Here is a 22821-nt window from a genome sequence, read left to right as displayed (position 1 = left end):
AATAATTCCCTCTCAGGGCAGCTCAGAGAGCAAGGAGGGGTACACATTTGAAGGAGAACGACTACAGGCCAAAACAAATCCTGACAAAACGCGAAAAAGAAGTTTTTGAGCTCCTTGTCCAAGATAAGACCACAAAAGAAATAGCAAAAGAACTTTTTATCTCTGAAAAGACTGTCCGCAACCATATTTCAAATGCCATGCAAAAACTGGGTGTCAAGGGGCGATCCCAAGCGGTCATTGAGCTGTTAAGGATGGGGGAATTAAAGCTTTAGTTCACATTTTATTGACGGTTAATGAACTGCCGTTCCTTCTAGAATCACAAGTTTTTTGTGATTCTTTTTTTATACTTTAAAAAGTTCAGTCTTGCTAAGAATTAAAGTATAAGAAAGGCTTTTCATATCGTTGTTTTGCATATTTTAAGAGAAGACTAGTAAATCTATAAACTTCTTTCTTGAATTTTTATAGGGAAACAATGAGAATATAGGAAAAGCTTATTCATTGAGGAGTGCTTCATTGTGGCTAAGACCCAGACAACAACAGTAATTTCTGAAATCGAAAAAGAGATGAGATACATATCCGGTATTATTAAACAAAAAGGCCGGGAAATATTAAACCATTATCCGATAACAGCCCCGCAATTTTTAGCATTACAATGGCTGTTAGAAAAAGGGGATATGACAATTGGCGAACTTTCAAATCGTCTGAATCTTGCCTGCAGCACTACCACAGATTTGATGGATCGAATGGAGAAAAACGGGTTGGTGGAGCGAATTAGAGACCCTAAGGATAGGCGTGTAGTACGCATACATGTCTTAGCAAAGGGAACAGCGATTATTCATGAGGTTATAGAAAAACGACAGGCTTATTTAGAGGGTGTATTGAAAAATGTACCTGAGGAACAGGTCGAAACGCTAAACCAGCTGTTGCATATGCTTCATGACCAAATGCTGGAATCCGATCAGCAAACAACAGAATGATCAGTCAACTAAGAAAGAGGAGGAAGGTTAGTGCGACAAGCAATTGGTGTTATCGATTCTGGAGTAGGCGGGTTAACCGTGGCGAGAGAACTGATGAGGCAGCTTCCTAATGAGCAATTGATTTATTTGGGAGATACTAAGCGCTGCCCATATGGACCCAGGTCAAAAGAAGAAGTGGTTAAATTCACCTGGCAAATGGTTAATCATTTGCTTGGAAAAAATATAAAATTATTGGTGGTTGCCTGTAATACCGCCACAGCATTCACTTTGGATCAGCTGCAGCAAAAGCTGGATATTCCCGTAATTGGCGTCATCCAACCGGGAGCAAGGGCTGCGATTAAGGTAAGTAAAAATAAGCGGGTAGGTGTAATAGGTACAGAGGGAACAATCAGCAGTGCTGCTTATACAAAAGCATTACATGCTACCGATAAATCCTTGGTCGTAAAAGGGCTGGCCTGCCCGGCGTTTGTACCGATGGTAGAAGACGGGATATTAGAAGGAGAAGTAGCTGAGGAAACAGTGAAAAATTCTCTTCACCCATTGAAAGTGAATAATGGCATCGATACGCTGATTCTAGGGTGTACCCATTATCCAATAATAAGGCATCTGATTCAAAGAGAAATGGGAGAAAATATACAAGTCATCTGCTCTGGTGAAGAAACTGCACGTGAAGTGAGTTTAATTTTAGCTTATCAGAACTTAAGTTACCAGGGAGAAGAGAAGCCGAACCATGAATTTTACTCAACTGGAGATTTGGATAAATTTGAAAAAGTAGCCAATATGTGGTTTGAGGAACCGATACAATATTTAAAGCCGGTAATCATAGACTGATCTCCCCCTTGTAAAAGTCGTCTGGATAGATTCCAGACGGCTTTTTCAATTTTTAATCCTCAGGTCATTGGTCTAAATTCCCCACGAGCTCGTATATATAATAGTACAAACCATCATAGGAGGGGAAAGCATGAAAATGCGTGTGATTGGAACACTGGTTATCGGCCTGTCGAGCACTTTGTTATTATCGGGTTGTTTTTTTGAAGGCGAGCAGTCCATAGAAAAGATGGACGCACCTCAGGACGTAGACTATATAGATAAGAATAGTGGGGAAGCAGATAAGAACGCCGGTGAAACGGCTGAGGATACAAACAAAGAAGCAAGCGAAGAAGCGACAGGGACTACCAGCCGTCAACTTTATTTGTTAGACGCCAATGGAATGGTAGTACCTCAAACTTTACAACTTCCGAACATTGCCAGTAAAGAGGTGGCCACCCAATCTCTGGAGTATCTGGTGAAAGGCGGTCCGGTAACGGAGCTGCTTCCTAATGGATTTGAAGCGGTATTGCCTGCAGGTACAGAAATTTTGGGGTTAAACCTTAAGGACGGAACCATGATTGTGGATGTCTCAAAAGAATTTGCCGATTATGCTCCTGAAGATGAACAGAAAATTTTACAGGCCATGACCTATACCCTTACCCAATTTGATAGCGTCGAACGCATTAAACTCTGGATCAATGGCCATGAGCAAGAGGTGATGCCTGTCAATGGCACCCCGATTTCGAGCGGAGTTTCCAGGGCGGATGGAATTAATGTATATGCTAGTGACGATGCTGATCCTGTGGATAGTAAAGCAGTTACGCTTTACTATCCTGCCCAAAACGATAAGCAGGAATTCTATTATGTCCCTGTAACCACTCACCTAAATACAAAGGAAGACCAATCCTATGAATCGATCGTCCAGGCATTAGTGGAAGGACCTGCATTTGATCTTCCCCTGTTATCAGCTTTCAATGATGAAGCTGAACTGAAAGGGACAAGCCTGAAGGATGGGGTCTTAACATTATCATTCAATGAAGCATTACTCTCCAACCAAAAAAAGCAATCTGTTTCTGAACACGTTATGAAAAGCTTAGTCATGACAATGACAGAACGACCTGATGTAAAAGCGGTGGAAGTCCAGGTGGATGGAGTGGATCAAGTTTACAATGAAGAAGGCTCCCCATATGCTGAACCTGTAACAAGAAATGATATCACTGGTGCAGATAGTTTATAGTAATAGAAAAGCCCCCGACAAAGGGGGCTTTTTGACGTGTCAGTATCCATGGTGGCTGCTACGAATTTTTGATTAATTATGTTAAGATGGGCAAGGATATGGAAAAAGGAGGACGTTACCATGAGATCGGACAAGCGAAAAAGAAACCAGTTGAGACCAATTGAAATAGAAACCGAATATGTTATGCATCCAGAGGGATCTGTGTTGATCAAGGTTGGAAACACGAAGGTAATTTGTAATGCAAGTGTCGAAGACCGCGTTCCCCCTTTTTTGCGTGGGCAAGGCAAAGGTTGGATTACCGCCGAATATGCAATGCTTCCTCGTGCTACGGATCAAAGGAATATCCGGGAATCTTCCAAAGGAAAAGTTTCTGGAAGAACAATGGAAATACAGCGTCTGATTGGACGAGCGTTACGGGCAGTGGTGGATCTGGATAAAATCGGTGAACGAACTGTCTGGGTAGATTGTGATGTGATTCAGGCAGACGGTGGTACCCGTACAGCATCCATTACTGGAGCTTTTGTAGCAGTAGTACTTGCTTTTGGGAAGCTCCTTGATAAAAAGGTATTGAAAGAAATGCCAATTAAAGATTACTTAGCAGCTATTTCTGTAGGGGTACTTCCTGATGGAACAGAAATACTTGATTTATGTTATGAAGAGGATAGTAAAGCTCACGTAGATATGAATGTGATTATGACTGGGAATGGCGAGTTTGTAGAATTACAGGGAACTGGAGAAGAAGCAACATTTTCTATGTCCCAGTTGCAGAATATGCTTGAATTAGCACAGACCGGAATAGCAGAAATTTTTACTATTCAACAAGAAGCGATCGGTTCTTACAAAGACCAGGTGGATAAAGCAGTAGAAAGTGATAAGAAATGAAAAAATTGATTATTGCTACTAAAAACCCTGGCAAAGTTAAAGAGTTTCAGGAATTATTCCATAAATATGGCATCCAGGTCAGATCGCTTCTTGATTTAGAGGAGCCGGTTGATGACATTGAAGAGACAGGCAAGACCTTTGAAGAAAATGCCGTATTAAAAGCAGAAACGATTTCTAAACAGTTCAATATTCCAGTGCTGGCGGATGACTCAGGTCTTGAAGTAGATGCCCTGGATGGTAGGCCTGGTATATTTTCCGCACGGTATGCCGGCGAAGAAAAAAATGATCAAAAAAACCTTGAAAAAGTTTTAGTAGAAATGGAAGGCGTCGCCCCGGAATACCGGACCGCCCGGTTTATTTGCAGTGTTGCTATCATCCAGCCTGGAAGAGAAGCTATTGTAAAACGGGGGACTTGTGAGGGAAGGATCGGTTTAGAGCCAAAAGGGGAAAATGGGTTTGGTTATGACCCTGTGTTTATTCCGAAAGGGTATGAGCGATCTATGGCCGAACTTGATCCTGAAGAAAAGAACACTATCAGTCATCGCAGGGATGCCATTAGAAAAGTGGAGGACTGGCTGAAAGAACTAGTGTAAGAGGGGGATGTTCTATGCCAAGTATACTGATTATGAGTGACAGTCATGGAATGACAAAAGAGGTATTGGAAATAAAGCAAAGGTATGAAGAGGTAGTAGATGGTATGATTCACTGCGGCGATTCTGAGCTTGAACTCACTTCTGAAGAGCTGCAAGACTATTATTATGTGAAAGGCAACGTAGACTTTGATCCTGATATGAAAGAGGAAAAGTCTTTTACTATCGAAGGCATGACATTCTTCATTACGCATGGACATCTTTTCAATATAAAGTCTACATTAATGCCATTGAATTACCGGGCTGAAGAAATGGGAGCAGATGTTGTCTGTTTTGGCCATTCCCATATGGCAGGTGCTGAAAAAGTGGACAATAGGCTGTTCATTAATCCGGGCAGCTGTCGTCAGCCCCGGGATCATAGGGAGCCTACTTATGCACTGTTAAGCTGGACGGATAAAAGCAATATAAAACTGCAGTATTACAATATGAATCATCAACCGATAGATTTGAAATTTGATACATCTTTAAGGTCAGAGGGTTAATCCTTTGACCTATTTAGGTGTTGACAAACTAAAAGAGAGTTAATATAATAAGTCTTGTCTCTAAAACGACCATCCGGTTACATACATATTTTAATCCTTGAACTTAACTGATCTATGCGGGTGTAGTTTAGTGGTAAAACCTCAGCCACGAGCAAAGCATCCACCGAATAAGCTGCGAGTTGTCTCGACGGATTAACTTCCATGAATCATCTGGCAGAGGAAGAGACATGATTGTACGTGAACCTGGCTTAAAGCAATCATCTATTATTGTGCGGGTGTAGTTTAGTGGTAAAACCTCAGCCTTCCAAGCTGATGATGTGGGTTCGATTCCCATCACCCGCTCTTCTAAAAACCATAGTAGTGTCCCATAAACAACTTAATAGGATCATTCTTATATCTTCTAATACATGTCCCAGTAGCTCAGCAGGATAGAGCAACGGCCTTCTAAGCCGTGGGTCGGGAGTTCGAATCTCTCCTGGGACGCCATTTTATTACTACATACAAAGCGTTGGGAAACCCCAATGCTTTTTTTATTTTCCTAAAAAACAAAACTGCACCCTGATAGTAATAAAATTCCAGGTGGGGTTTTTATAAATAAAATGTTTGTTTTACTTGAAGTCGGGAAAAGATAGAAAGATAATAGAGAATAATACATAGAGCGATTAGGAAGGGTGTCCTATGAAAAAGAAACAAGGGAATATTGTCATGTTCCCCAAATGGAAAACCAGGCTGGAAAATGAGGGATTAAAGGCCATACAAGAAAAGCGTTATGAGGAAGCGCTGGAAACTTTTGAACCATTGTTTGAGCATGATGTCGCCTCACACGATGTCATAACCGGAAAACTTGTCAGCTTAATGGAACTTGGGAAGTATGAAGCTGCTGAGGAACTTTGTGAATACCTTATGAAATACGATGAGGATAATTATTATCAATACCTACATATTTATTTGACGATTCTGTTTCAAACCAGCCGATATGAAGAATTAGTCAGTCTTTTGGATGAGGTATTCCAGGAAGAAGAAATGCCTCAACAAATGCGCACTCAATTCTGGCAATTATATGAAGTTAGCAGGAAGCTGGTACAGGAAGATGATGAACAGCAAAATAACAAGTTAATAGATGAGTTTTTTGAAGGCTTGAGTGAAGAAGATATACATAAGCAATGGCGTTCGATCATCAAACTTAGAAAATTAAGTGCTGCCCCTTATATCCAGCCATTTGAAGACCTGCTTACATCAGAGCGATTGCACCCGATTATCAAAACGGGGATTATCCAATGGTTTCAGGAACATCAGATTAATCGTAATATGGAGGTTTCTAAGTTCGGGTTAACGGAGCGTATCAATCCGTCCCAACTGAAAGAGCTTCATTCCGATTATGTAATGCAGCAAATGAAAATGAGGCTGGGTGATATGGAACAAAAGAATCCGACAATGTATGATATAGTTCAAAATTTACTTTATCGTTACCTATTTGTCCGTTATCCATTATTTCCGAGAGAGGAAGAAGTACCCCAAATTGTATCTGCTTTAAGACAACTTGGTCATGAATACTTGCAATTACCATCCCCAGGCGTCGAGGATGTGGAAGATGTGGAAGAATACAAACATGAAATTCTGTTATGTGAACAGCACTATACTCTTATAATGGAAGAATAGCATTATCTTTATTGTAATTTCCTTATGGATAAGGTTACATATGTTGAAAGGTGTTTCTTTTATGTTATAATGTAGTGGTTGCAAATTTAGATTCGTATGTAAATAGAATCAGAGAAAAAATGAACCTCGCCGTTGGCGAAAGGGAATCATAGATGTTGGAGGGAATATTTATGTCAGCAAAATGGGAAAAAAAAGAAGGTAACCAAGGGGTCCTTACGGTAGAAGTCCCTGCCGAAGAATTTGATCGTGCGTTAGATCAAGCGTTCAAAAAAGTAGTGAAGCAAGTACAGGTGCCAGGGTTCCGTAAAGGGAAGATGCCACGTAAGCTTTTTGAACAGCGCTTTGGTGTAGAATCTCTCTACCAGGATGCTTTGGATATCGTTCTTCCTGAAGCTTACATGAACGCTGTACAGGAAACTGAAATTGAACCTGTTGATCGTCCGGAAGTTGATGTTCAAGAGATTGAAAAAGGTAAAGGGGTAACTTTCACAGCGGAAGTTACTGTAAAGCCTGAAGTAGAACTTGGCGAATACAAAGGTCTTGAAGTAGAGGAAATGGATACAGAAGTTACCGACGAAGATGTCGAAAATGAACTGAAAACACTTCAAGAGAAGCAAGCTGAGCTTGTGGTAAAAGAAGAAGGAGAAGTAGAAGAAGGCGATACAGTAGTTATGGACTTTGAAGGCTTTGTAGATGGTGAAGCATTCGAAGGCGGCCAGGCAGACAACTACTCCTTAGAAATCGGTTCAGGAAGCTTCATTCCAGGCTTCGAAGAACAGCTGCAGGGTAAAAAAGCTGGAGAAGAAGTAGAAGTGGAAGTTACTTTCCCGGAAGAATACCATGCGGAAGAACTAGCTGGTAAGGAAGCAACTTTCAAAGTTAAAATCCATGAAGTAAAGGCAAAAGAACTGCCTGAACTTGATGATGAATTCGCTAAAGACGTAGATGAAGAAGTGGAATCATTAGACGATTTGAAAAAGAAAACCCGTGAGCGCCTGGAAGAACAGAAAAAGACAGACGCTGAAAATACGAAGCGTGACTCTTTAGTACAGCAGGCATCAGAAAATGCGAACGTGGAAATTCCAGATGCAATGGTTGATACAGAACTTGACCGTATGATCCAGGAATTCGAGCAGCGTCTTCAAATGCAAGGCATGACTAAGGATATGTATTTCCAGTTCACTGGTTCTGATGAGGACGGTCTTCGTGAACAGATGAAAGAAGATGCTGAAAAGCGGGTTAAAACTAACTTGACGTTAGAAGCAATCGCTAACGAAGAAAATGTGGAAGTTTCTGATGAAGACGTCAACGCTGAGTTGGAAAACATGGCTGGAATGTATCAAACAGATGTAGCTAATCTTACACAAATGCTAGGTGGCAACACGGACATGATCAAAGAAGATCTAAAAGTCCGCAATGCAATCGATGTGCTGGTCAACAACAGTAAAACCAAATAATCAATCATTCAAAAACAAGGCGCGTTTAACGTGCCTTGTTTTCTCATATCCATGTATATATTGACATCCGGAAAGATAGACTATTTATAACTGTAAGAATGAAGGTGGGTTGTCATTACATATATTATAAGAAGTGGGACAGACAGTATTTAGAACGACATTTTTTGTCGGATTTAGTGATATTCTATTGTTTGACTTATCTGTAACAAATCTACATAATGAGGTTGACGCAAGTAACAGAAAATGTGTCATTCTTATAGTGTTTTACTTTGTATGCCAACTTATATTTGTTATGATAGGCTAAAGAAACTGTTTGCAAATTGGTGAGACCGAAATGATTATAGATTTTTTGGCTGATATAAATAAGGGGTGAATTGGATGTTTAAATTTAATGATGAAAAGGGACAATTGAAATGTTCTTTCTGTGGGAAAAGCCAAGAGCAGGTTCGAAAGCTTGTAGCTGGCCCAGGTGTTTATATATGTGATGAGTGTATCGAATTATGTACTGAAATTGTGGAAGAAGAACTTGGTAATGAAGAAGAAGTAGAATTCAAGGAAGTTCCTAAACCGCAGGAAATCCGTGAAATCCTGAATGATTATGTCATCGGGCAGGATCAAGCGAAAAAGAATTTGTCGGTTGCAGTTTATAACCATTATAAGCGTGTTAATGCCACTCCTAAGAACGATGATGTCGAGCTCGCGAAAAGTAATATCTGTATGATTGGGCCGACAGGTAGTGGTAAAACATTACTAGCTCAAACATTAGCACGTATTTTGAATGTACCATTTGCGATAGCTGATGCCACTTCATTGACTGAAGCTGGTTATGTAGGGGAGGATGTAGAAAATATCCTGCTTAAACTGATTCAGGCTGCAGACTATGACGTAGAAAAAGCTGAAAAAGGTATCATTTATATCGATGAAATTGATAAAGTAGCACGTAAGTCTGAGAACCCTTCTATAACTCGTGATGTTTCAGGGGAAGGGGTTCAGCAGGCATTGCTTAAGATTCTCGAGGGTACTACGGCAAGTGTTCCTCCTCAAGGTGGAAGAAAGCATCCACATCAGGAGTTCATTCAAATTGATACCACAAATGTCTTATTCATTGTCGGTGGTGCATTCGATGGGATCGATCAAATAATCAAACGCCGTCTTGGTAAGAAGGTTATTGGTTTCGGTTCAGAAGATACGAACGAAGAATTGGATAAAGGTCAATTACTCTCCAAAATCCTGCCGGAAGATCTGCTTCGTTATGGTTTGATTCCGGAATTCATCGGCCGACTTCCGGTTATTGGCAGCTTATTGCCTCTAGATGAAGATGCCTTGGTTGAGATCCTTACACAACCGAAGAATGCACTTGTTAAACAGTACCAGAAATTGTTACAAATCGATGATGTCGAGCTGGAATTTGAAGAAGATGCCCTTCGTGAAATTGCGAGAAAAGCAATTGAGCGGAAAACGGGAGCTCGTGGTTTACGCTCCATCATTGAAAATATCATGTTAGATGTCATGTATGAACTGCCATCCCGGGATGATATTGAGAAATGTATCATTACCAAAGAAACGGTGTTGAATGAAGACGGAAAACCGAAGCTGGTATTGACTGATGGAACCGTACAGGATGATAATGAAGAATCACCAAAAGAAAGTGCATAAGGTGGATAGGTATCGTCAAAGCGAATGAGCTGAAGGTTCAGGCCGCGCTGCAATCAGACTGTAGCGCGGCCTCCTTTCATTATTGCTCTTCAAATAATCGCAGATGGATGATACAGCATGTTATAAAGGATGAAATATACTACATAGGTAACACTAAAAACCAGGAAGAAACCGGTCAAAAGGCCTTACTTATTTTACAATATCCATGCTATTTAATACGATAAAAGTAAGGAATTGCTATTCCATTTGGAGGTGCGCAAAATATGACAGCTAATCAAAAGAAACAAATCCCCCTCCTGCCCCTAAGAGGGCTCCTTGTATACCCCTCTATGGTGTTACACCTAGATGTGGGTCGAGATAAATCCGTCAAGGCCCTAGAGCAGGCAATGATGAATGATAATGAGATATTTTTAGCTTCTCAAAAAGAAATGAACATTGATGATCCAACACAAGATGATATTTACCCATTTGGCACGATAGCTAAAGTGAAACAAATGGTTAAACTTCCTAATGGTACAAACCGTGTACTTGTGGAAGGGCTTGTCCGTGCTGAAATTCTTGAATTCTCATCCAATGAAGAGTTTTATGTTGTGGATGTAGAAACAAATCAAGACAAGCATGGAAACATCAATGAAGAAGAAGCCCTAATGCGTACGCTATTACAACATTTCGAACAATATATCAAAATCTCAAAAAAAATCAGTAAAGAAACTTTGGATACGGTATCTGATATCGATGAGCCAGGACATTTAGCCGACATGGTAGCTTCCCATTTACCATTGAAACTGAAAGAAAAGCAAACGGTTTTGGAAACGGTAAACGTTAAAGAACGATTGCGTCATCTGATCGAACAAATAAGCAATGAAAAAGAAGTTCTTCAAATTGAAAAGAAAATCGGGCAACGGGTCAAACGCTCCATGGAAAAAACGCAAAAAGAATATTATCTGCGGGAACAAATGAAAGCCATCCAGAGTGAGTTGGGAGACAAAGACGGAAAAAGTGGAGAAGTAGCTGAATTAAGGGAAAAAATACATGAGGCTGACATGCCGGAACGTATTGAAGAAGTAGCGATGAAAGAGCTAGGCCGCTATGAAAAGGTACCACAAAGTTCAGCTGAAAGCTCTGTGATCCGCAATTATATCGAGTGGCTAGTATCGCTGCCTTGGAGTAATGAGACAGAAGACAATTTAGAAATCCACAATGCTCAAAGGATTTTAGATGAAGATCACTATGGACTCGAAAAGGTGAAAGAGCGGGTATTAGAATATTTAGCTGTCCAACAGCTGACACAGTCCATCAAAGGACCTATTTTATGTTTAGTAGGACCTCCGGGTGTCGGTAAAACTTCACTGGCAAAATCGATTGCAAGGGCAGTCAACCGCAAGTTTGTACGAGTTTCCCTCGGTGGAATCCGTGATGATGCTGAAATTCGTGGCCACAGGCGTACATATATCGGAGCTATGCCTGGCCGGATTATTCAAGGGATGAAGCGGGCAGAATCCATTAATCCAGTCTTCTTACTGGACGAAATTGATAAGATGGCAAGTGATTTCCGCGGGGACCCATCAGCAGCTATGCTGGAAGTGCTCGATCCCGAACAAAATAGTACGTTCAGTGACCATTTTATTGAAGAAAGTTATGATCTTTCCAAAGTAATGTTTGTAGCAACTGCCAATAATATGGCTGCTATTCCCGGTCCATTGCTGGATCGAATGGAAGTCATATCAATTGCAGGCTATACAGAAGTTGAAAAGCTTCATATTGCCAAGGAACATTTATTGCCAAAACAAATTAAAGAAAATGGTTTGACAAAAGGGCAATTGCAATTTCGGGAGGAAGCGTTGTTAAAACTGATCAGAACTTATACCAGGGAAGCAGGCGTTCGTAATTTGGAGCGGGAACTTGCCTCTATTTGCAGGAAGGCTGCAAAAGTTATAGTTGCAGGTGAAAAGAAGCGTGTAGTTGTAACGGAAAAGTTATTAGAAGAATTATTAGGACGTCCAAAGTATCGCTATGGACAGGCGGAAGAGGAAGACCAAATCGGTACGGCTACTGGCTTGGCATACACCTCTGCAGGAGGAGACACACTGTCTATTGAGGTCTCGATATATCCGGGGAAAGGTAAGCTTACCTTGACAGGCAAGCTTGGGGATGTAATGAAAGAATCGGCTCAGGCAGCTTTCAGCTATATCCGTTCTCGAGCAGAAGAATTAAAAATCGATGTTGATTTTGTTGAAAAGAACGATATCCATATTCATGTACCCGAAGGTGCTACACCAAAGGATGGCCCATCCGCCGGGATTACTATGGCAACTGCGCTTGTTTCAGCATTAACGGGTCGGCCGGTCAGGAAAGAAGTAGGGATGACCGGTGAAATTACATTGCGCGGGCGGGTATTGCCGATCGGAGGTCTGAAAGAGAAATCCCTCAGTGCTCATCGGGCAGGGCTTCGAAAAATCATTATTCCAGCGGATAATGAAAAAGACTTAGAGGATATCCCGAAAAGTGTTCGTGATGATTTAGAATACGTACCAGTCAAACATTTGGATGAAGTACTAGAACATGCCTTGTTGGAGGATAAAAATGAAAGTAAATGATGCTGAGCTTGTCATCAGCGCTGTCAGTAAAAAGCAGTACCCGGCTGATCACTTGCCTGAGATTGCACTGGCAGGCAGATCAAATGTCGGTAAATCATCTTTTATTAATAAAATGATTCAAAGGAAAAGTCTTGCCAGGACTTCTTCTAAACCTGGAAAAACTCAGACATTGAATTTTTATAAAATAAATGAAAGGTTTTATTTTGTAGACGTTCCTGGTTATGGGTATGCCAAAGTATCCAAGAAGGAACGAAAAAAATGGGGCGAAATGATGGAGGAATACTTCGCAGAGAGAGAAAATCTGCGAGCTACCGCTTTAATCATCGATATTCGTCACCAGCCGACCGAAGATGATATCATGATGTACGATTACCTGAAATATTTTGAATTGCCGGTAATGGTGATTGCTACAAAACTTGATAAAATTCCAAAAAACAAACGGGATCAACATATAAAAGAGGTAAGGAGAACCCTCGAAGTTGAAGAAGAGGATATAGTTATTCCTTTTTCATCTGAGACAGGCGAAGGCAAAGATAAAGCATGGACAGCAATGCTTTCCTATTTGAACTAGCTCCATACCCGATCATCTACCCAGGATGGTCGGGTATTTTTTTATTAAACAGTTTTTAATGCTAATTAAAGAAGTGGAGATGATTCTTGTTTACTTGAATGCTGAAAAGTCGAGTATCCCCCTGAATTTTTAAGGAAAAGCTCTGATTACTATGCTCTTCCTGGTTCAAACAGGATTCGTTCGCTATAATAGCCTGATATGAATTTTGAGAAAAGTCAGATTGGTTGGTATGATGAAGAGTGTGCTTATTCAAAAAAAGAAAAAGGAGTGGGTTACGAGAAAATGAAAAAAATATCTTTGTTCTTATTTAGTGTAATTATGATTTTCACACTTGCTGCCTGTGGTGCCGGTGAATCGGAAGAATCGAAACAAAAACAGAATGGGGAGGCTCAAGGTGGAAGTGAATATAATTTAGTGGAAGATGGAAAATTCACCTTTGCTGCATCAGGTGAATTCCGTCCATTCAGTTATACTGGACCTTCCGGAGAAATGGAAGGTTTTGATATCGATGTAGCTAATGCGATTGCAGAAGAGCTTGGATTAGAGCCTAATCAAAAGAAGTTCAAGTTTGCATCGATTGTTGAAGGTGTAAAAACCGGTCGTTTTGATGCCGCGGTTGCCAGCCACACCATCACCCCTGAACGTCAAGAGGAAGTAGATTTCTCCACCCCTTACTACTACTCAGGTGCCCAGATTTTTGTTCGCCCCGATAGTGATGTAGAAACCCTGGAAGATTTAAAAGGAAAGGAAATTGCTGTTTCCAAAGGTTCTACGTATGCGAAATTCGCCAGTCAGGTTACCGATAAGGTTCAAAGTTACGACAGTGATGTCGTGGCATTGCAATCACTGGATAAAGGTCGTCATGATGCAGTGATTACGGACTTTCTTACCGGTAAAGAAGCGATGGGCCAAGGTTTGAATATCGAAGGGAAAGAAATGATTGAGCGTAGTGAACAGGCAGTAGCAGTCGCAAAAGATAACGAGAAACTATTGGAAGCCATTAATGAAGCTATTAAAAAGCTTCGCGAAGATGGTACTTTGACGGAAATCAGTAAAAAATATTTTGGTGAAGATATCACCACAAAACCAGAGTGAAAAAGTCAATAAAAGAGCACGCCCGGCGTGCTCTTTTTACACTTTAAAATAATAAGAATCACTTAGATTTTAGGCCTAAGGGTCTCACGATAGCATGGTATGAGGAGGAGCTGAACGTTTTGTACTTGAATATCATCAAATTTGGTGAAGCGTTATTAGAAAGTAGAAACCTTTTTGCTGAAGCTGCATGGCTAACCTTGAAGCTGACAGCTGTTTCTATTTTCATTGCCATATTTATCGGACTATTTTTTGCATTAATGAAAATATCAAAAATTAAAGTGTTAGAATGGATAGCGAACTTTTATATTTTTATCGTTAGAGGTACACCATTAATCGTGCAAATATTTGTTTTCTATTATGGTCTGACCGAGATAGCGATGATTTCAGGATTTTGGTCGGCAACATTAGGTCTGGCTTTCCACAACGGGGCCTATATAGCAGAAATTTTCCGGGGGTCGATACAATCGATCGGAAAAGGTCAGACGGAAGCGGGCAGATCGCTTGGAATGAACCGTTACCAGACGATGAAAAGAATCATTCTGCCGCAGGCATTTCGAAGAGCACTGCCTCCACTTGGCAACCAGTTTATTATCGGTTTAAAGGACTCTTCTCTTGCGGCATTTATTGGATTGACTGAAATTTTCGGAGCAGCTACTACTATGGGCGCCAATACCTTTGATTACATGACCTGGTTATTGGTAAGTGCTGTTTACTACTTGATACTAGTCTTCTTGTTGACCTTAGTAGTATCTTTCATCGAAAAGAAAATGGCGGCAAGTGATTAATAGAGGAGGAACAAAAGCGTGTCAGAAGATAGGGAAATGATTCGAGTAGAAAAATTGAATAAATCATTCGGGAATCTACATGTTTTAAAAGATATTGATTTTACTGTCAAAGAAAGTGAAGTAGTCGTATTGATTGGCGCAAGCGGATCAGGAAAAAGCACCTTACTTCGTTGTTTGAATTTTCTGGAGCTGAAAAATGGTGGAAGTATAATTATTGAAGGAAAAGAGTCAGATCCAAAAAAAGATAACTTGAACGAGGTAAGGCAAAAAGTAGGAATGGTATTTCAGCATTTCAACTTATTTCCTCACAAAACAGTGCTGGAAAATGTTATCGAAGCTCCTACTCAAGTGAAAAAAATCAAAAAAGCTCAGGCGATAAAAGAAGCTAAGGAATTATTAGCTAAGGTAGGGCTGGGAGATAAAGCGGATGATTACCCTTCCCGTTTATCCGGTGGACAAAAACAACGGGTGGCAATTGCGCGTGCATTGGCCATGAAGCCGGATATCATGCTATTTGATGAACCGACTTCCGCTCTCGACCCCGAACTGGTAGGGGAAGTGCTGGCGACAATGAAGGAACTTGCTAAGGAAGGGATGACAATGATTGTTGTGACCCATGAAATGGGTTTTGCCCGGGAAGTTGCCGATAAAGTCGTATATATGCATGACGGACGTATCGTTGAAACGGGAGAGCCTAATCAATTGTTTGATAACCCTCAAGAACAGCGGACGCAGGAATTTTTGAGTTCTATTTTATAAATAGTCAGTCATTAGTTATTCAGCTTACAATTAATTGAAAAATAATCCCGGGCCGTTATTGGGCTCGGGATTTTAATTTTTTTCTTTTATTTTTGGTATTCTTTTTATTCTTTAGAAGGAACAAACCTATAATGATCAACGCTAATGGCCAAAATTGCTCGATAAGGGAAAATAATTGATAGATCCATTGAAACCATCCGGGATTTACCGGAGAAAATAGGGCGAATAAACCAAGAGCCACTAGTAACAGACCTGGTATCAATCCCTGTTTTGTTTTATTGGAGCGAAGCACGAAGGCAATTCCAATAATCAGGGGATACACTCCCCAATGATCCACCCAGAGCCTGTAAGTGGTAAGCCCATGGAAATGTATGCCGAACCCCAATAACACTGCACCAGCGAAAATATTGTGAAACTCATTTGTTATATAACTATGTAATAAAAATGAAATGCCTATAATCATTAAAATGGTCGGCCAGGAATAAAAATCAGTTAATAGGGGAATATGTAATTGTCGCAGTAAAAAATAAGCTCCTAAACCAATCAATAGGAAACCTGTAAAAGTGTTCTGTCTTTTCATGCAAAGCCTCCCTTTACATATATCGAATTGTTGCGAATATACCTCGGTTATGGTACATTACAGTCGGGTTTGATTTGTTTACGAAGGAATTACATTATTTATTCTTTATTTAATCCTACCATATAGTTTCATATTCTGTTCACAATTTCCATCAGTTAGTACTATTTCACATGTTATAATGTATTTTATAAAATACTGCTCGTCAGGAAAGTTTTTTGGGGGTAGATGAAATGCACATATTAGTTGTCGGCGTAAATTATAAAACAGCCCCAGTAGAAATCAGGGAAAAACTCACATTTTCTGAAAACCGCATTTCCGATGCAATGGTTGAATTGAACCAGCGGAAGAGTGTGTTAGAAAACGTGATTATTTCCACATGTAATCGAACGGAGATTTATGCCGTCGTTGATCAACTTCATACCGGCCGCTATTATATCAAACAGTTCTTGTCTGATTGGTTTGAGGTGGAGAAAGAGACCTTCTCCCCATATTTGTCTATTTATGAAGGCGATGGTGCCATGGAGCACCTATTGCGCGTAACCTGTGGCCTGGATTCCATGGTCCTGGGGGAAACGCAGATTCTTGGTCAAATGAAACAGACCTTCTTAGAGGCCCAGGAAGCAAAAACTACCGGCACCATTTTCAATCAATTATTCAAGCAGGCAGTAACACTTGCTAAGCGTTCCCATAAAGAAACAGAAATCGGGGAAAATGCGGTGTCAGTCAGCTATGCAGCCGTCGAACTTGCCCGGAAAATCTTCGGTGATCTTGTAAACAAGCATGTAGTCATCTTAGGCGCAGGAAAGATGGGTGAACTTGCTGCAAAAAACCTTCAGGGTTCCGGAGTAAAACAGGTTACCGTAATCAATCGCACGCTCGCTAAAGCGCAGGTAGTTGCCGATCAATTCAATGGAGAAGCCAGAACGATCGATGATTTGTCAAAGACATTAAAGGATGCAGACATTCTGATCAGCTCCACTGGTGCTAAAGATTATGTAATTACTCAGGAAGTGATGGCTCCTATCCAGAAAGCCCGGAAAGGGAAACCATTATTTTTAGTTGACATTGCTGTACCACGGGACTTGGATCCAGCTATGGAGGAATTGGAAAGTGTATTCTTATATGATATTGATGATCTCCAGGGAATAGTTGATGCTAATCTGGCTGCAAGGCAAAAGGCAGCGGAAATTATCGAAATCATGATTGAAGAAGAGATCATTGCCTTTAAGGAATGGCTGCAGACCATCGGAGTAGTGCCAGTCATCTCCGCTTTAAGGAATAAAGCTTTATCGATCCAATCAGAAACAATGAAAAGTATTGAGCGTAAAATGCCTGATTTGACTGAACGGGAGAAGAAAGTGTTGAACAAGCATACAAAAAGTATTATCAATCAGATGCTGAAAGAACCCATTTTGCAGGCCAAAGAACTTGCAGCTCAACCAGATGCAGATGAGTCACTGCGACTGTTCACGCAGATATTCGGCATCGAAGAGCAGGTGCAGAATGAACTTCAGGAACAGCAAAAGAAAGATAATAAAGTGGTGTCCCTGGACCATAATGGGGAACTATCCTTTCCTGCCATAAAAAATGCTTCCACACACTAGTAAGGAAGGATAACTATATGCTTGATGTGAAATGGCTTTATGAGTTTATTATTTTCATTTACGCTCTAAGTGTTATTGGCTATTTTATTGATTTCATTCAACAAAACCGGAAGGCGAACCACATAGCCTTCTGGTTACTTAGTATGGTTTGGTCTCTACAGACCATTTTTTTGTTAACACAAGTTTTTATCGAAGATAACTTTCCAGTTATGAATGTTTACGATGGATTATATTTTTATTCTTGGATTCTAGTGACATTTTCCTTGATCATCAACCGTTTATACCGGGTAGATTTTCTGGTTTTTTTCACAAATGTGGTTGGTTTTTCAGTCATGTTACTTCATATTACTACGAAAGCCCGTGCTGATTTAGTAGAACAAGGAGTTCGTTTTATAGATGAAATGCTTGTTGCGCATATCACATTGGCACTCATTTCTTACGGTTTTTTTACGTTTTCGTTTATTTTTTCATTAATGTATTTGTTACAATACCGCTTGTTGAAAAAGAAAAAATGGGATAAGCGATTGTGGCGTTTAGGAGACTTATCTAAACTTGATCATTACTCTTACCTGGCAGTGACCGGCGGCGTTCCTTTACTGATGTTAGCCGTCATTCTCGGTGTCGTATGGGGATATAACTCGGATGATGTTTTTTACTGGTATGATTCTAAGACAATGGGTTCGTTTATTGTGTTATTCGTCTATATTATTTTTTTATTTTTACGGATAGTGAAAGGCTATCAGGGCAGGTCGATAGCAATGTATAATGCTGCGGCATTTTTATTTTTACTTGTCAATTTCTTTTTATTCGGTTCACTGTCGAACTTCCACTTTTAAGATTGAGGAGGCAATTTGGTGCGAAAAATTATTATTGGTTCAAGAAAAAGCAATTTAGCAATCACTCAAACAGAATGGGTCATCGATCAATTGAAAAAGGTGGAGCCAGCTGCTGAATTTGAAATTAAGCGTATCTCGACTAAGGGAGACCAGATCCTCGATGTCACACTATCCAAAGTTGGTGGCAAGGGTTTATTTGTCAAAGAGATTGAAAAAGCGATGTATGACGAAGAAATAGATATGGCTGTACACAGTATGAAAGACATGCCTTCTGTCATATCTGAAGGTTTGATGATTGCCTCTGTACCAGTGCGGGAGGATCACCGGGATGCGTTCGTTTCTAATAATCACAAAAAATTGAAAGACCTGCCTGCAGGATCAGTTGTTGGGACGAGCAGTTTAAGAAGAGAATCTCAAATACGTGCAGCACGTCCTGATCTGGAAGTGAAATGGATTCGCGGGAATATCGACACACGTCTTAAGAAACTGAGAGACGGTGAATTTGATGCGATCGTTCTTGCCGCGGCTGGTTTGAAGCGAATGGGCTGGAGTGATGACCTGGTTACAGAGTACCTGGATAAAGATGTTTGTGTACCGGCTGTTGGTCAGGGAGCGCTGGCAATCCAAACAAGAGAGTCTGACACGGAATTGCGTGAACTACTATCTAAAATCAATGATAGTTATACGGAAAAGACTGTAGCAGCAGAACGCAAATTTCTTCATGACTTAAATGGAGGCTGTCAAGTTCCAATCGGTGGTTATGCATATCTTGAGGGTGATGAAGTTATTTTGACTGCCCTTGTAGCAACTCCTGATGGGGAAACTATTCTGAAGGAGACATTCAAAGGATCTGATCCTATCGAGGTAGGAAAAGAAGCGGCCGATCATTTGAAAAAGTACGGCGCACAAAAAATCGTGGATGATGCAAAAGAGGAGCTGGATCAATAATGGGAGCATTGACAGGGAGAAATATACTTGTCACCCGTGCTCAAAGCCAGACAGCTTCTTTATCGGAAAAAATAAAGCAAGCAGGAGGGACCCCGGTGGAGGTCCCGCTGCTTCATTTTGCTTTACGTGATAACAAAGAAAATAAGCAGTATGTAGAACAACTTCACGAATATGCTTGGATTTTTTTCACAAGCTCTAATGGCGTGAAGTTTTTTTTCGAATTACTTGAGGAGAAGAAAGTTACTTGGCCCGGTAACCTAATGGTAGGCGCTGTAGGGGAGAAAACGGAAAGGACACTGATCCAATATGGCGTTGCTGCAGACTTCGTTCCCAATACATATACTGCAGAAGTGATGGCAGAAGAATTTATGGGGCGATTTGATAATCCCGGTCCAATACTATTAGTGCGTGGGAATCTATCGCGGGATGTATTGCCGGAAGCGATGAAAGGACATGTTTTTTTCCATTCAATGACCGTGTATGATACGCTATTAGCGAAGGATCAAAGGCCATTAATCGAAAAACTGGAAACCATTTCTATTGATGCTTATACTTTAACGAGCCCTTCGACGGTGGAAGCGTTCGTCCGGTTATGTCACAAACACAAGAATTTTAATAAATACCTCACTGTACCTTGTGTTTGCATAGGTACAACAACAGAGGCGAAAGCAAAGAAGGAAGGCTTTTTAAATGTTCTGGTGCCGGAGGGGCATTTCACGATAGAAGGTATGGTAGAGCTAATGGAAAGTTATTTCAGTGAGAAAGGATACGATATAGATGAACAGTAAAGACTTTAAGCGACATCGACGCCTGCGCCGTACGGAATCCGTGCGTGCGCTGGTCAGAGAAACTAAATTATCCAAAGATGATCTCATTTATCCCATATTTGTAGTAGAAGGAAAAGGAATTAAAAATGAAGTATCCTCCATGCCTGGGGTCTTCCATGTGTCTTTGGATTATTTGACTGAAGAAATGAAAGATTTACAGTCAAAAGGGATCCGTTCGGTAATCGTTTTTGGCGTACCGAATGAAAAGGACTCCCAAGGGTCACAGGCTTATTGCGAACACGGAATCGTGCAGGAAGCGATCAGACAAATCAAGCGGGATGTCCCTTCACTTACTGTAATTGCAGATACCTGTCTTTGTCAGTACACGGACCATGGACATTGCGGCCTCGTAGAAAACGGGGAAGTTCTGAATGATCCATCTTTAGAGTTGCTGGTCAAAACAGCCGTCAGCCAGGCAGAAGCAGGAGCAGATATCATCGCCCCTTCTAACATGATGGATGGATTTGTCGCTGCTATCAGGGAAGGATTGGATGAAGCGGGTTACAGTCAGATTCCGATAATGTCCTATGCAGTGAAATACGCTTCCGCTTTTTATGGCCCGTTCCGGGATGCTGCCCACAGTTCGCCTCAGTTTGGTGACCGCAGGGCGTATCAAATGGATCCTGCCAATCGTTTGGAAGCACTGCGAGAAGCTGAATCCGACATGGAAGAGGGAGCTGACTTCCTCATCGTCAAGCCAGCCTTATCGTATATGGATATCATGCGGGAAGTGAAAGACCGTTTCAATGCCCCGCTCGTTGCTTATAATGTCAGCGGGGAATATTCCATGATTAAAGCAGCAGCAATGAACGGCTGGGTCAATGAGCAAGAAATTGTCATGGAGAAATTGACCTCTATGAAACGTGCTGGTGCTGATTTAATCATTACTTATTTTGCTAAGGATGCAGCAGACTGGCTGAATGAATAATATTTGTAAGGTGGTGCGTTAGCAATGAAAAAATTTGACCGTTCAATTGAAGCATATAAAGAAGCAGAGCAGCTGATGCCAGGTGGCGTGAATTCACCGGTACGCGCATTTAAATCTGTAAATATGGACCCGGTGTTTATGGAACGAGGAAAAGGTTCAAAAATCTATGATATCGATGGAAATGAATATATTGATTATGTATTAAGCTGGGGTCCGTTGATTCTCGGCCATGCGGATGACCGTGTCGTAGAAAAACTTAAATCTATTACAGAATTAGGGACAAGTTTTGGTGCCCCTACAGAAATCGAAAATAAACTTGCTCAGTTAGTCATTGATCGTGTGCCTTCTATTGATATGGTACGCATGGTGAATTCTGGTACAGAGGCAACAATGAGTGCGCTCCGTGTTGCAAGAGGCTACACAGGCAGGAACAAAATTTTGAAGTTTGAAGGGAACTACCATGGCCATGGAGATTCCCTCCTGATTAAAGCAGGTTCAGGAGTAGCTACACTTGGGCTCCCTGATTCCCCGGGTGTTCCAGAGGGAATCGCCAAAAACACGATTACTGTACCATATAATGATATGGAAAGTGTCCGCTATGCATTTGAACAATTTGGTGATGATCTGGCAGCTGTAATTGTCGAACCTGTAGCTGGAAATATGGGAGTTGTACCTCCACAGGGTAATTTCCTGCAGGAGCTTCGTAAAATTACAGAAGATAATGGGACTGTATTGATTTTTGATGAAGTGATGACCGGTTTTCGCGTAGGCTATAACTGTGCACAGGGACATTTTGGTGTAACGCCGGACATGACATGCCTGGGTAAGGTCATCGGTGGCGGGCTTCCTGTGGGAGCTTACGGTGGCAAAAAGGAAATTATGGAGCGCGTAGCACCTATAGGTGACATTTATCAGGCAGGCACATTGTCAGGAAATCCACTAGCAATGACAGCAGGGTATGAAACACTGAAAGCAATGGATAAAGTTGCTTATGAAGCAATCAATAAAAAGGTGGATCGTCTGATCGAAGGCTTTACGAATGCAGCAATTGAAAATAATATTCCATTCTCTGTCAATCGTGCGGGCTCCATGGTAGGCTTTTTCTTTAATAAGGAAGGCGTCTATAACTTTGAAACAGCCAGTGCTTCAGATCTGGATTTATTTGCAAAATATTATCGTGGAATGGTTGAAGAGGGCATCTTTCTACCTCCTTCCCAGTTTGAAGGATTGTTCTTATCTACTGCTCATACGGAAGAAGATATTGAAAAGACGATTGAAGCAGCAAGAAAAATTTTCACTGAAAACCGTAAAAATTAACTCACATATTTGCTGTAATAAGATCTGTTATGCGTTTGTTTGAATAAGGCTTAGAGGAAAATCTCCTCTAAGCCTTATTGTGTTTAACCTCCCTTTCCTGCTGTCTCTTGACTCTAAAGAATAATACGAAATCGACTGATTCAGATCACTAAGATGTTGTGGAG

At 40.9% G+C, this 22821-nt stretch carries 22 protein-coding genes and 2 tRNA genes; 23 read left to right on the top strand and 1 reads right to left on the bottom strand.

Annotated features, from left to right (window positions below; all coding sequences use genetic code 11):
- The first annotated feature begins 47 nt into the window (after positions 1 to 47).
- The 17 genes from P855_RS0109685 to P855_RS0109605 all read left to right on the top strand — a co-directional run bounded on the left by P855_RS0109685 (position 48) and on the right by P855_RS0109605 (position 15617).
- On the top strand, positions 48 to 272 hold the full coding sequence (locus tag P855_RS0109685; RefSeq protein WP_028783382.1) for a helix-turn-helix domain-containing protein: 225 nt from the start codon (positions 48 to 50) through the stop codon (positions 270 to 272).
- Between the two features lie 240 nt (positions 273 to 512).
- On the top strand, positions 513 to 977 hold the full coding sequence (locus P855_RS0109680) for a MarR family winged helix-turn-helix transcriptional regulator (RefSeq protein ID WP_419177266.1): 465 nt from the start codon (positions 513 to 515) through the stop codon (positions 975 to 977).
- Between the two features lie 30 nt (positions 978 to 1007).
- Positions 1008 to 1808 (top strand): glutamate racemase, encoded by an 801-nt coding sequence (gene racE / locus P855_RS0109675; protein ID WP_028783380.1) that lies wholly within the window; start codon positions 1008 to 1010, stop codon positions 1806 to 1808.
- 130 nt (positions 1809 to 1938) lie between these two features.
- Positions 1939 to 3024: a GerMN domain-containing protein gene (locus tag P855_RS0109670; RefSeq protein WP_028783379.1), complete on the top strand. Its 1086-nt coding sequence runs from the start codon at positions 1939 to 1941 to the stop codon at positions 3022 to 3024.
- Between the two features lie 120 nt (positions 3025 to 3144).
- Positions 3145 to 3906 carry a ribonuclease PH gene (gene rph / locus P855_RS0109665; RefSeq protein WP_028783378.1) on the top strand — a complete coding sequence of 254 codons (762 nt, stop codon included), beginning with the start codon at positions 3145 to 3147 and terminating at the stop codon, positions 3904 to 3906.
- Positions 3903 to 4499, top strand: coding sequence for an XTP/dITP diphosphatase (locus tag P855_RS0109660; RefSeq protein WP_028783377.1), 597 nt, complete (start codon positions 3903 to 3905; stop codon positions 4497 to 4499). Before rph ends, P855_RS0109660 begins: the two co-directional genes overlap by 4 nt.
- Before the next feature lie 14 nt (positions 4500 to 4513).
- A complete protein-coding gene (locus P855_RS0109655; RefSeq protein WP_028783376.1) occupies positions 4514 to 5038 on the top strand; it encodes a metallophosphoesterase in 525 nt (174 codons plus the stop codon).
- Between the two features lie 271 nt (positions 5039 to 5309).
- Positions 5310 to 5380, top strand: a tRNA-Gly gene (locus P855_RS0109650).
- 67 nt (positions 5381 to 5447) lie between these two features.
- Positions 5448 to 5524 (top strand) — tRNA-Arg (locus P855_RS0109645).
- Between the two features lie 192 nt (positions 5525 to 5716).
- Positions 5717 to 6697 carry a tetratricopeptide repeat protein gene (locus P855_RS0109640; protein WP_028783375.1) on the top strand — a complete coding sequence of 327 codons (981 nt, stop codon included), beginning with the start codon at positions 5717 to 5719 and terminating at the stop codon, positions 6695 to 6697.
- A 170-nt stretch (positions 6698 to 6867) separates the two neighbouring features.
- Positions 6868 to 8154, top strand: a complete 1287-nt coding sequence (gene tig / locus P855_RS0109635; protein WP_028783374.1) for a trigger factor — start codon at positions 6868 to 6870, stop codon at positions 8152 to 8154.
- Between the two features lie 378 nt (positions 8155 to 8532).
- The gene (gene clpX / locus P855_RS0109630) at positions 8533 to 9810 is read left to right on the top strand and encodes an ATP-dependent protease ATP-binding subunit ClpX (RefSeq protein ID WP_028783373.1); all 1278 of its coding nucleotides are present in this window, start codon (positions 8533 to 8535) and stop codon (positions 9808 to 9810) included.
- Between the two features lie 263 nt (positions 9811 to 10073).
- On the top strand, positions 10074 to 12407 hold the full coding sequence (lon, locus tag P855_RS0109625; protein ID WP_028783372.1) for an endopeptidase La: 2334 nt from the start codon (positions 10074 to 10076) through the stop codon (positions 12405 to 12407).
- Positions 12394 to 12978: a ribosome biogenesis GTP-binding protein YihA/YsxC gene (gene yihA, locus P855_RS0109620; protein WP_028783371.1), complete on the top strand. Its 585-nt coding sequence runs from the start codon at positions 12394 to 12396 to the stop codon at positions 12976 to 12978. The genes lon and yihA overlap by 14 nt, the downstream gene beginning before the upstream one ends.
- Before the next feature lie 282 nt (positions 12979 to 13260).
- The gene (locus P855_RS0109615) at positions 13261 to 14073 is read left to right on the top strand and encodes a transporter substrate-binding domain-containing protein (RefSeq protein ID WP_028783370.1); all 813 of its coding nucleotides are present in this window, start codon (positions 13261 to 13263) and stop codon (positions 14071 to 14073) included.
- 134 nt (positions 14074 to 14207) lie between these two features.
- Positions 14208 to 14858 carry an ABC transporter permease subunit gene (locus P855_RS0109610; RefSeq protein ID WP_028783369.1) on the top strand — a complete coding sequence of 217 codons (651 nt, stop codon included), beginning with the start codon at positions 14208 to 14210 and terminating at the stop codon, positions 14856 to 14858.
- 36 nt (positions 14859 to 14894) lie between these two features.
- Positions 14895 to 15617, top strand: a complete 723-nt coding sequence (locus P855_RS0109605) for an amino acid ABC transporter ATP-binding protein (protein ID WP_037985996.1) — start codon at positions 14895 to 14897, stop codon at positions 15615 to 15617.
- A gap of 55 nt (positions 15618 to 15672) precedes the next feature.
- Here the strand turns inward: P855_RS0109605 and P855_RS20760 are convergent, their stop codons facing one another.
- Positions 15673 to 16197 carry a LiaI-LiaF-like domain-containing protein gene (locus P855_RS20760; RefSeq protein ID WP_051353132.1) on the bottom strand — a complete coding sequence of 175 codons (525 nt, stop codon included), beginning with the start codon at positions 16195 to 16197 and terminating at the stop codon, positions 15673 to 15675.
- Between the two features lie 230 nt (positions 16198 to 16427).
- Between P855_RS20760 and hemA the strand changes: the two genes are divergently transcribed.
- The 6 genes from hemA to hemL are packed head-to-tail and all read left to right on the top strand — an operon-like array spanning position 16428 to position 22657.
- Positions 16428 to 17801, top strand: coding sequence for a glutamyl-tRNA reductase (gene hemA, locus P855_RS0109595; RefSeq protein ID WP_028783367.1), 1374 nt, complete (start codon positions 16428 to 16430; stop codon positions 17799 to 17801).
- Positions 17802 to 17818: 17 nt separating this feature from the next.
- Entirely contained in the window at positions 17819 to 18637 is an 819-nt protein-coding gene (locus P855_RS0109590; protein ID WP_028783366.1) for a cytochrome c biogenesis protein, read from the top strand.
- Between the two features lie 18 nt (positions 18638 to 18655).
- Positions 18656 to 19585 carry a hydroxymethylbilane synthase gene (hemC, locus tag P855_RS0109585; protein WP_028783365.1) on the top strand — a complete coding sequence of 310 codons (930 nt, stop codon included), beginning with the start codon at positions 18656 to 18658 and terminating at the stop codon, positions 19583 to 19585.
- Positions 19585 to 20373: a uroporphyrinogen-III synthase gene (locus tag P855_RS0109580; RefSeq protein WP_028783364.1), complete on the top strand. Its 789-nt coding sequence runs from the start codon at positions 19585 to 19587 to the stop codon at positions 20371 to 20373. The genes hemC and P855_RS0109580 overlap by 1 nt, the downstream gene beginning before the upstream one ends.
- A complete protein-coding gene (hemB, locus tag P855_RS0109575; protein WP_028783363.1) occupies positions 20363 to 21340 on the top strand; it encodes a porphobilinogen synthase in 978 nt (325 codons plus the stop codon). The genes P855_RS0109580 and hemB overlap by 11 nt, the downstream gene beginning before the upstream one ends.
- 24 nt (positions 21341 to 21364) lie before the next feature.
- Positions 21365 to 22657 carry a glutamate-1-semialdehyde 2,1-aminomutase gene (hemL, locus tag P855_RS0109570; protein ID WP_028783362.1) on the top strand — a complete coding sequence of 431 codons (1293 nt, stop codon included), beginning with the start codon at positions 21365 to 21367 and terminating at the stop codon, positions 22655 to 22657.
- The last annotated feature ends 164 nt before the right edge of the window (positions 22658 to 22821 follow it).

This window comes from Thalassobacillus devorans MSP14, from assembly GCF_000496835.1.
Taxonomy (GTDB): Bacteria; Bacillota; Bacilli; order Bacillales; family Halobacillaceae; genus Thalassobacillus; species Thalassobacillus devorans_B.
The sequence above is the reverse complement of the archived record's forward strand: the minus strand, read 5'-3'. Positions and strand labels throughout refer to the sequence as shown.

Excerpts from the sequence above, each read along its gene's own strand:
- P855_RS0109580 (WP_028783364.1), top strand. The coding sequence starts at position 19,585 with ATGGGAGCATTGACAGGGAGAAATATACTTGTCACCCGTGCTCAAAGC.
- hemB (WP_028783363.1), top strand. The coding sequence starts at position 20,363 with ATGAACAGTAAAGACTTTAAGCGACATCGACGCCTGCGCCGTACGGAA.
- P855_RS0109605 (WP_037985996.1), top strand. The coding sequence starts at position 14,895 with ATGATTCGAGTAGAAAAATTGAATAAATCATTCGGGAATCTACATGTT.
- P855_RS0109660 (WP_028783377.1), top strand. The coding sequence starts at position 3,903 with ATGAAAAAATTGATTATTGCTACTAAAAACCCTGGCAAAGTTAAAGAG.
- hemL (WP_028783362.1), top strand. The coding sequence starts at position 21,365 with ATGAAAAAATTTGACCGTTCAATTGAAGCATATAAAGAAGCAGAGCAG.
- yihA (WP_028783371.1), top strand. The coding sequence starts at position 12,394 with ATGAAAGTAAATGATGCTGAGCTTGTCATCAGCGCTGTCAGTAAAAAG.
- P855_RS20760 (WP_051353132.1), bottom strand. The coding sequence starts at position 16,197 with ATGAAAAGACAGAACACTTTTACAGGTTTCCTATTGATTGGTTTAGGA.
- clpX (WP_028783373.1), top strand. The coding sequence starts at position 8,533 with ATGTTTAAATTTAATGATGAAAAGGGACAATTGAAATGTTCTTTCTGT.
- P855_RS0109590 (WP_028783366.1), top strand. The coding sequence starts at position 17,819 with ATGCTTGATGTGAAATGGCTTTATGAGTTTATTATTTTCATTTACGCT.
- tig (WP_028783374.1), top strand. The coding sequence starts at position 6,868 with ATGTCAGCAAAATGGGAAAAAAAAGAAGGTAACCAAGGGGTCCTTACG.
- P855_RS0109640 (WP_028783375.1), top strand. The coding sequence starts at position 5,717 with ATGAAAAAGAAACAAGGGAATATTGTCATGTTCCCCAAATGGAAAACC.
- P855_RS0109655 (WP_028783376.1), top strand. The coding sequence starts at position 4,514 with ATGCCAAGTATACTGATTATGAGTGACAGTCATGGAATGACAAAAGAG.
- lon (WP_028783372.1), top strand. The coding sequence starts at position 10,074 with ATGACAGCTAATCAAAAGAAACAAATCCCCCTCCTGCCCCTAAGAGGG.
- rph (WP_028783378.1), top strand. The coding sequence starts at position 3,145 with ATGAGATCGGACAAGCGAAAAAGAAACCAGTTGAGACCAATTGAAATA.
- P855_RS0109670 (WP_028783379.1), top strand. The coding sequence starts at position 1,939 with ATGAAAATGCGTGTGATTGGAACACTGGTTATCGGCCTGTCGAGCACT.
- P855_RS0109615 (WP_028783370.1), top strand. The coding sequence starts at position 13,261 with ATGAAAAAAATATCTTTGTTCTTATTTAGTGTAATTATGATTTTCACA.
- hemA (WP_028783367.1), top strand. The coding sequence starts at position 16,428 with ATGCACATATTAGTTGTCGGCGTAAATTATAAAACAGCCCCAGTAGAA.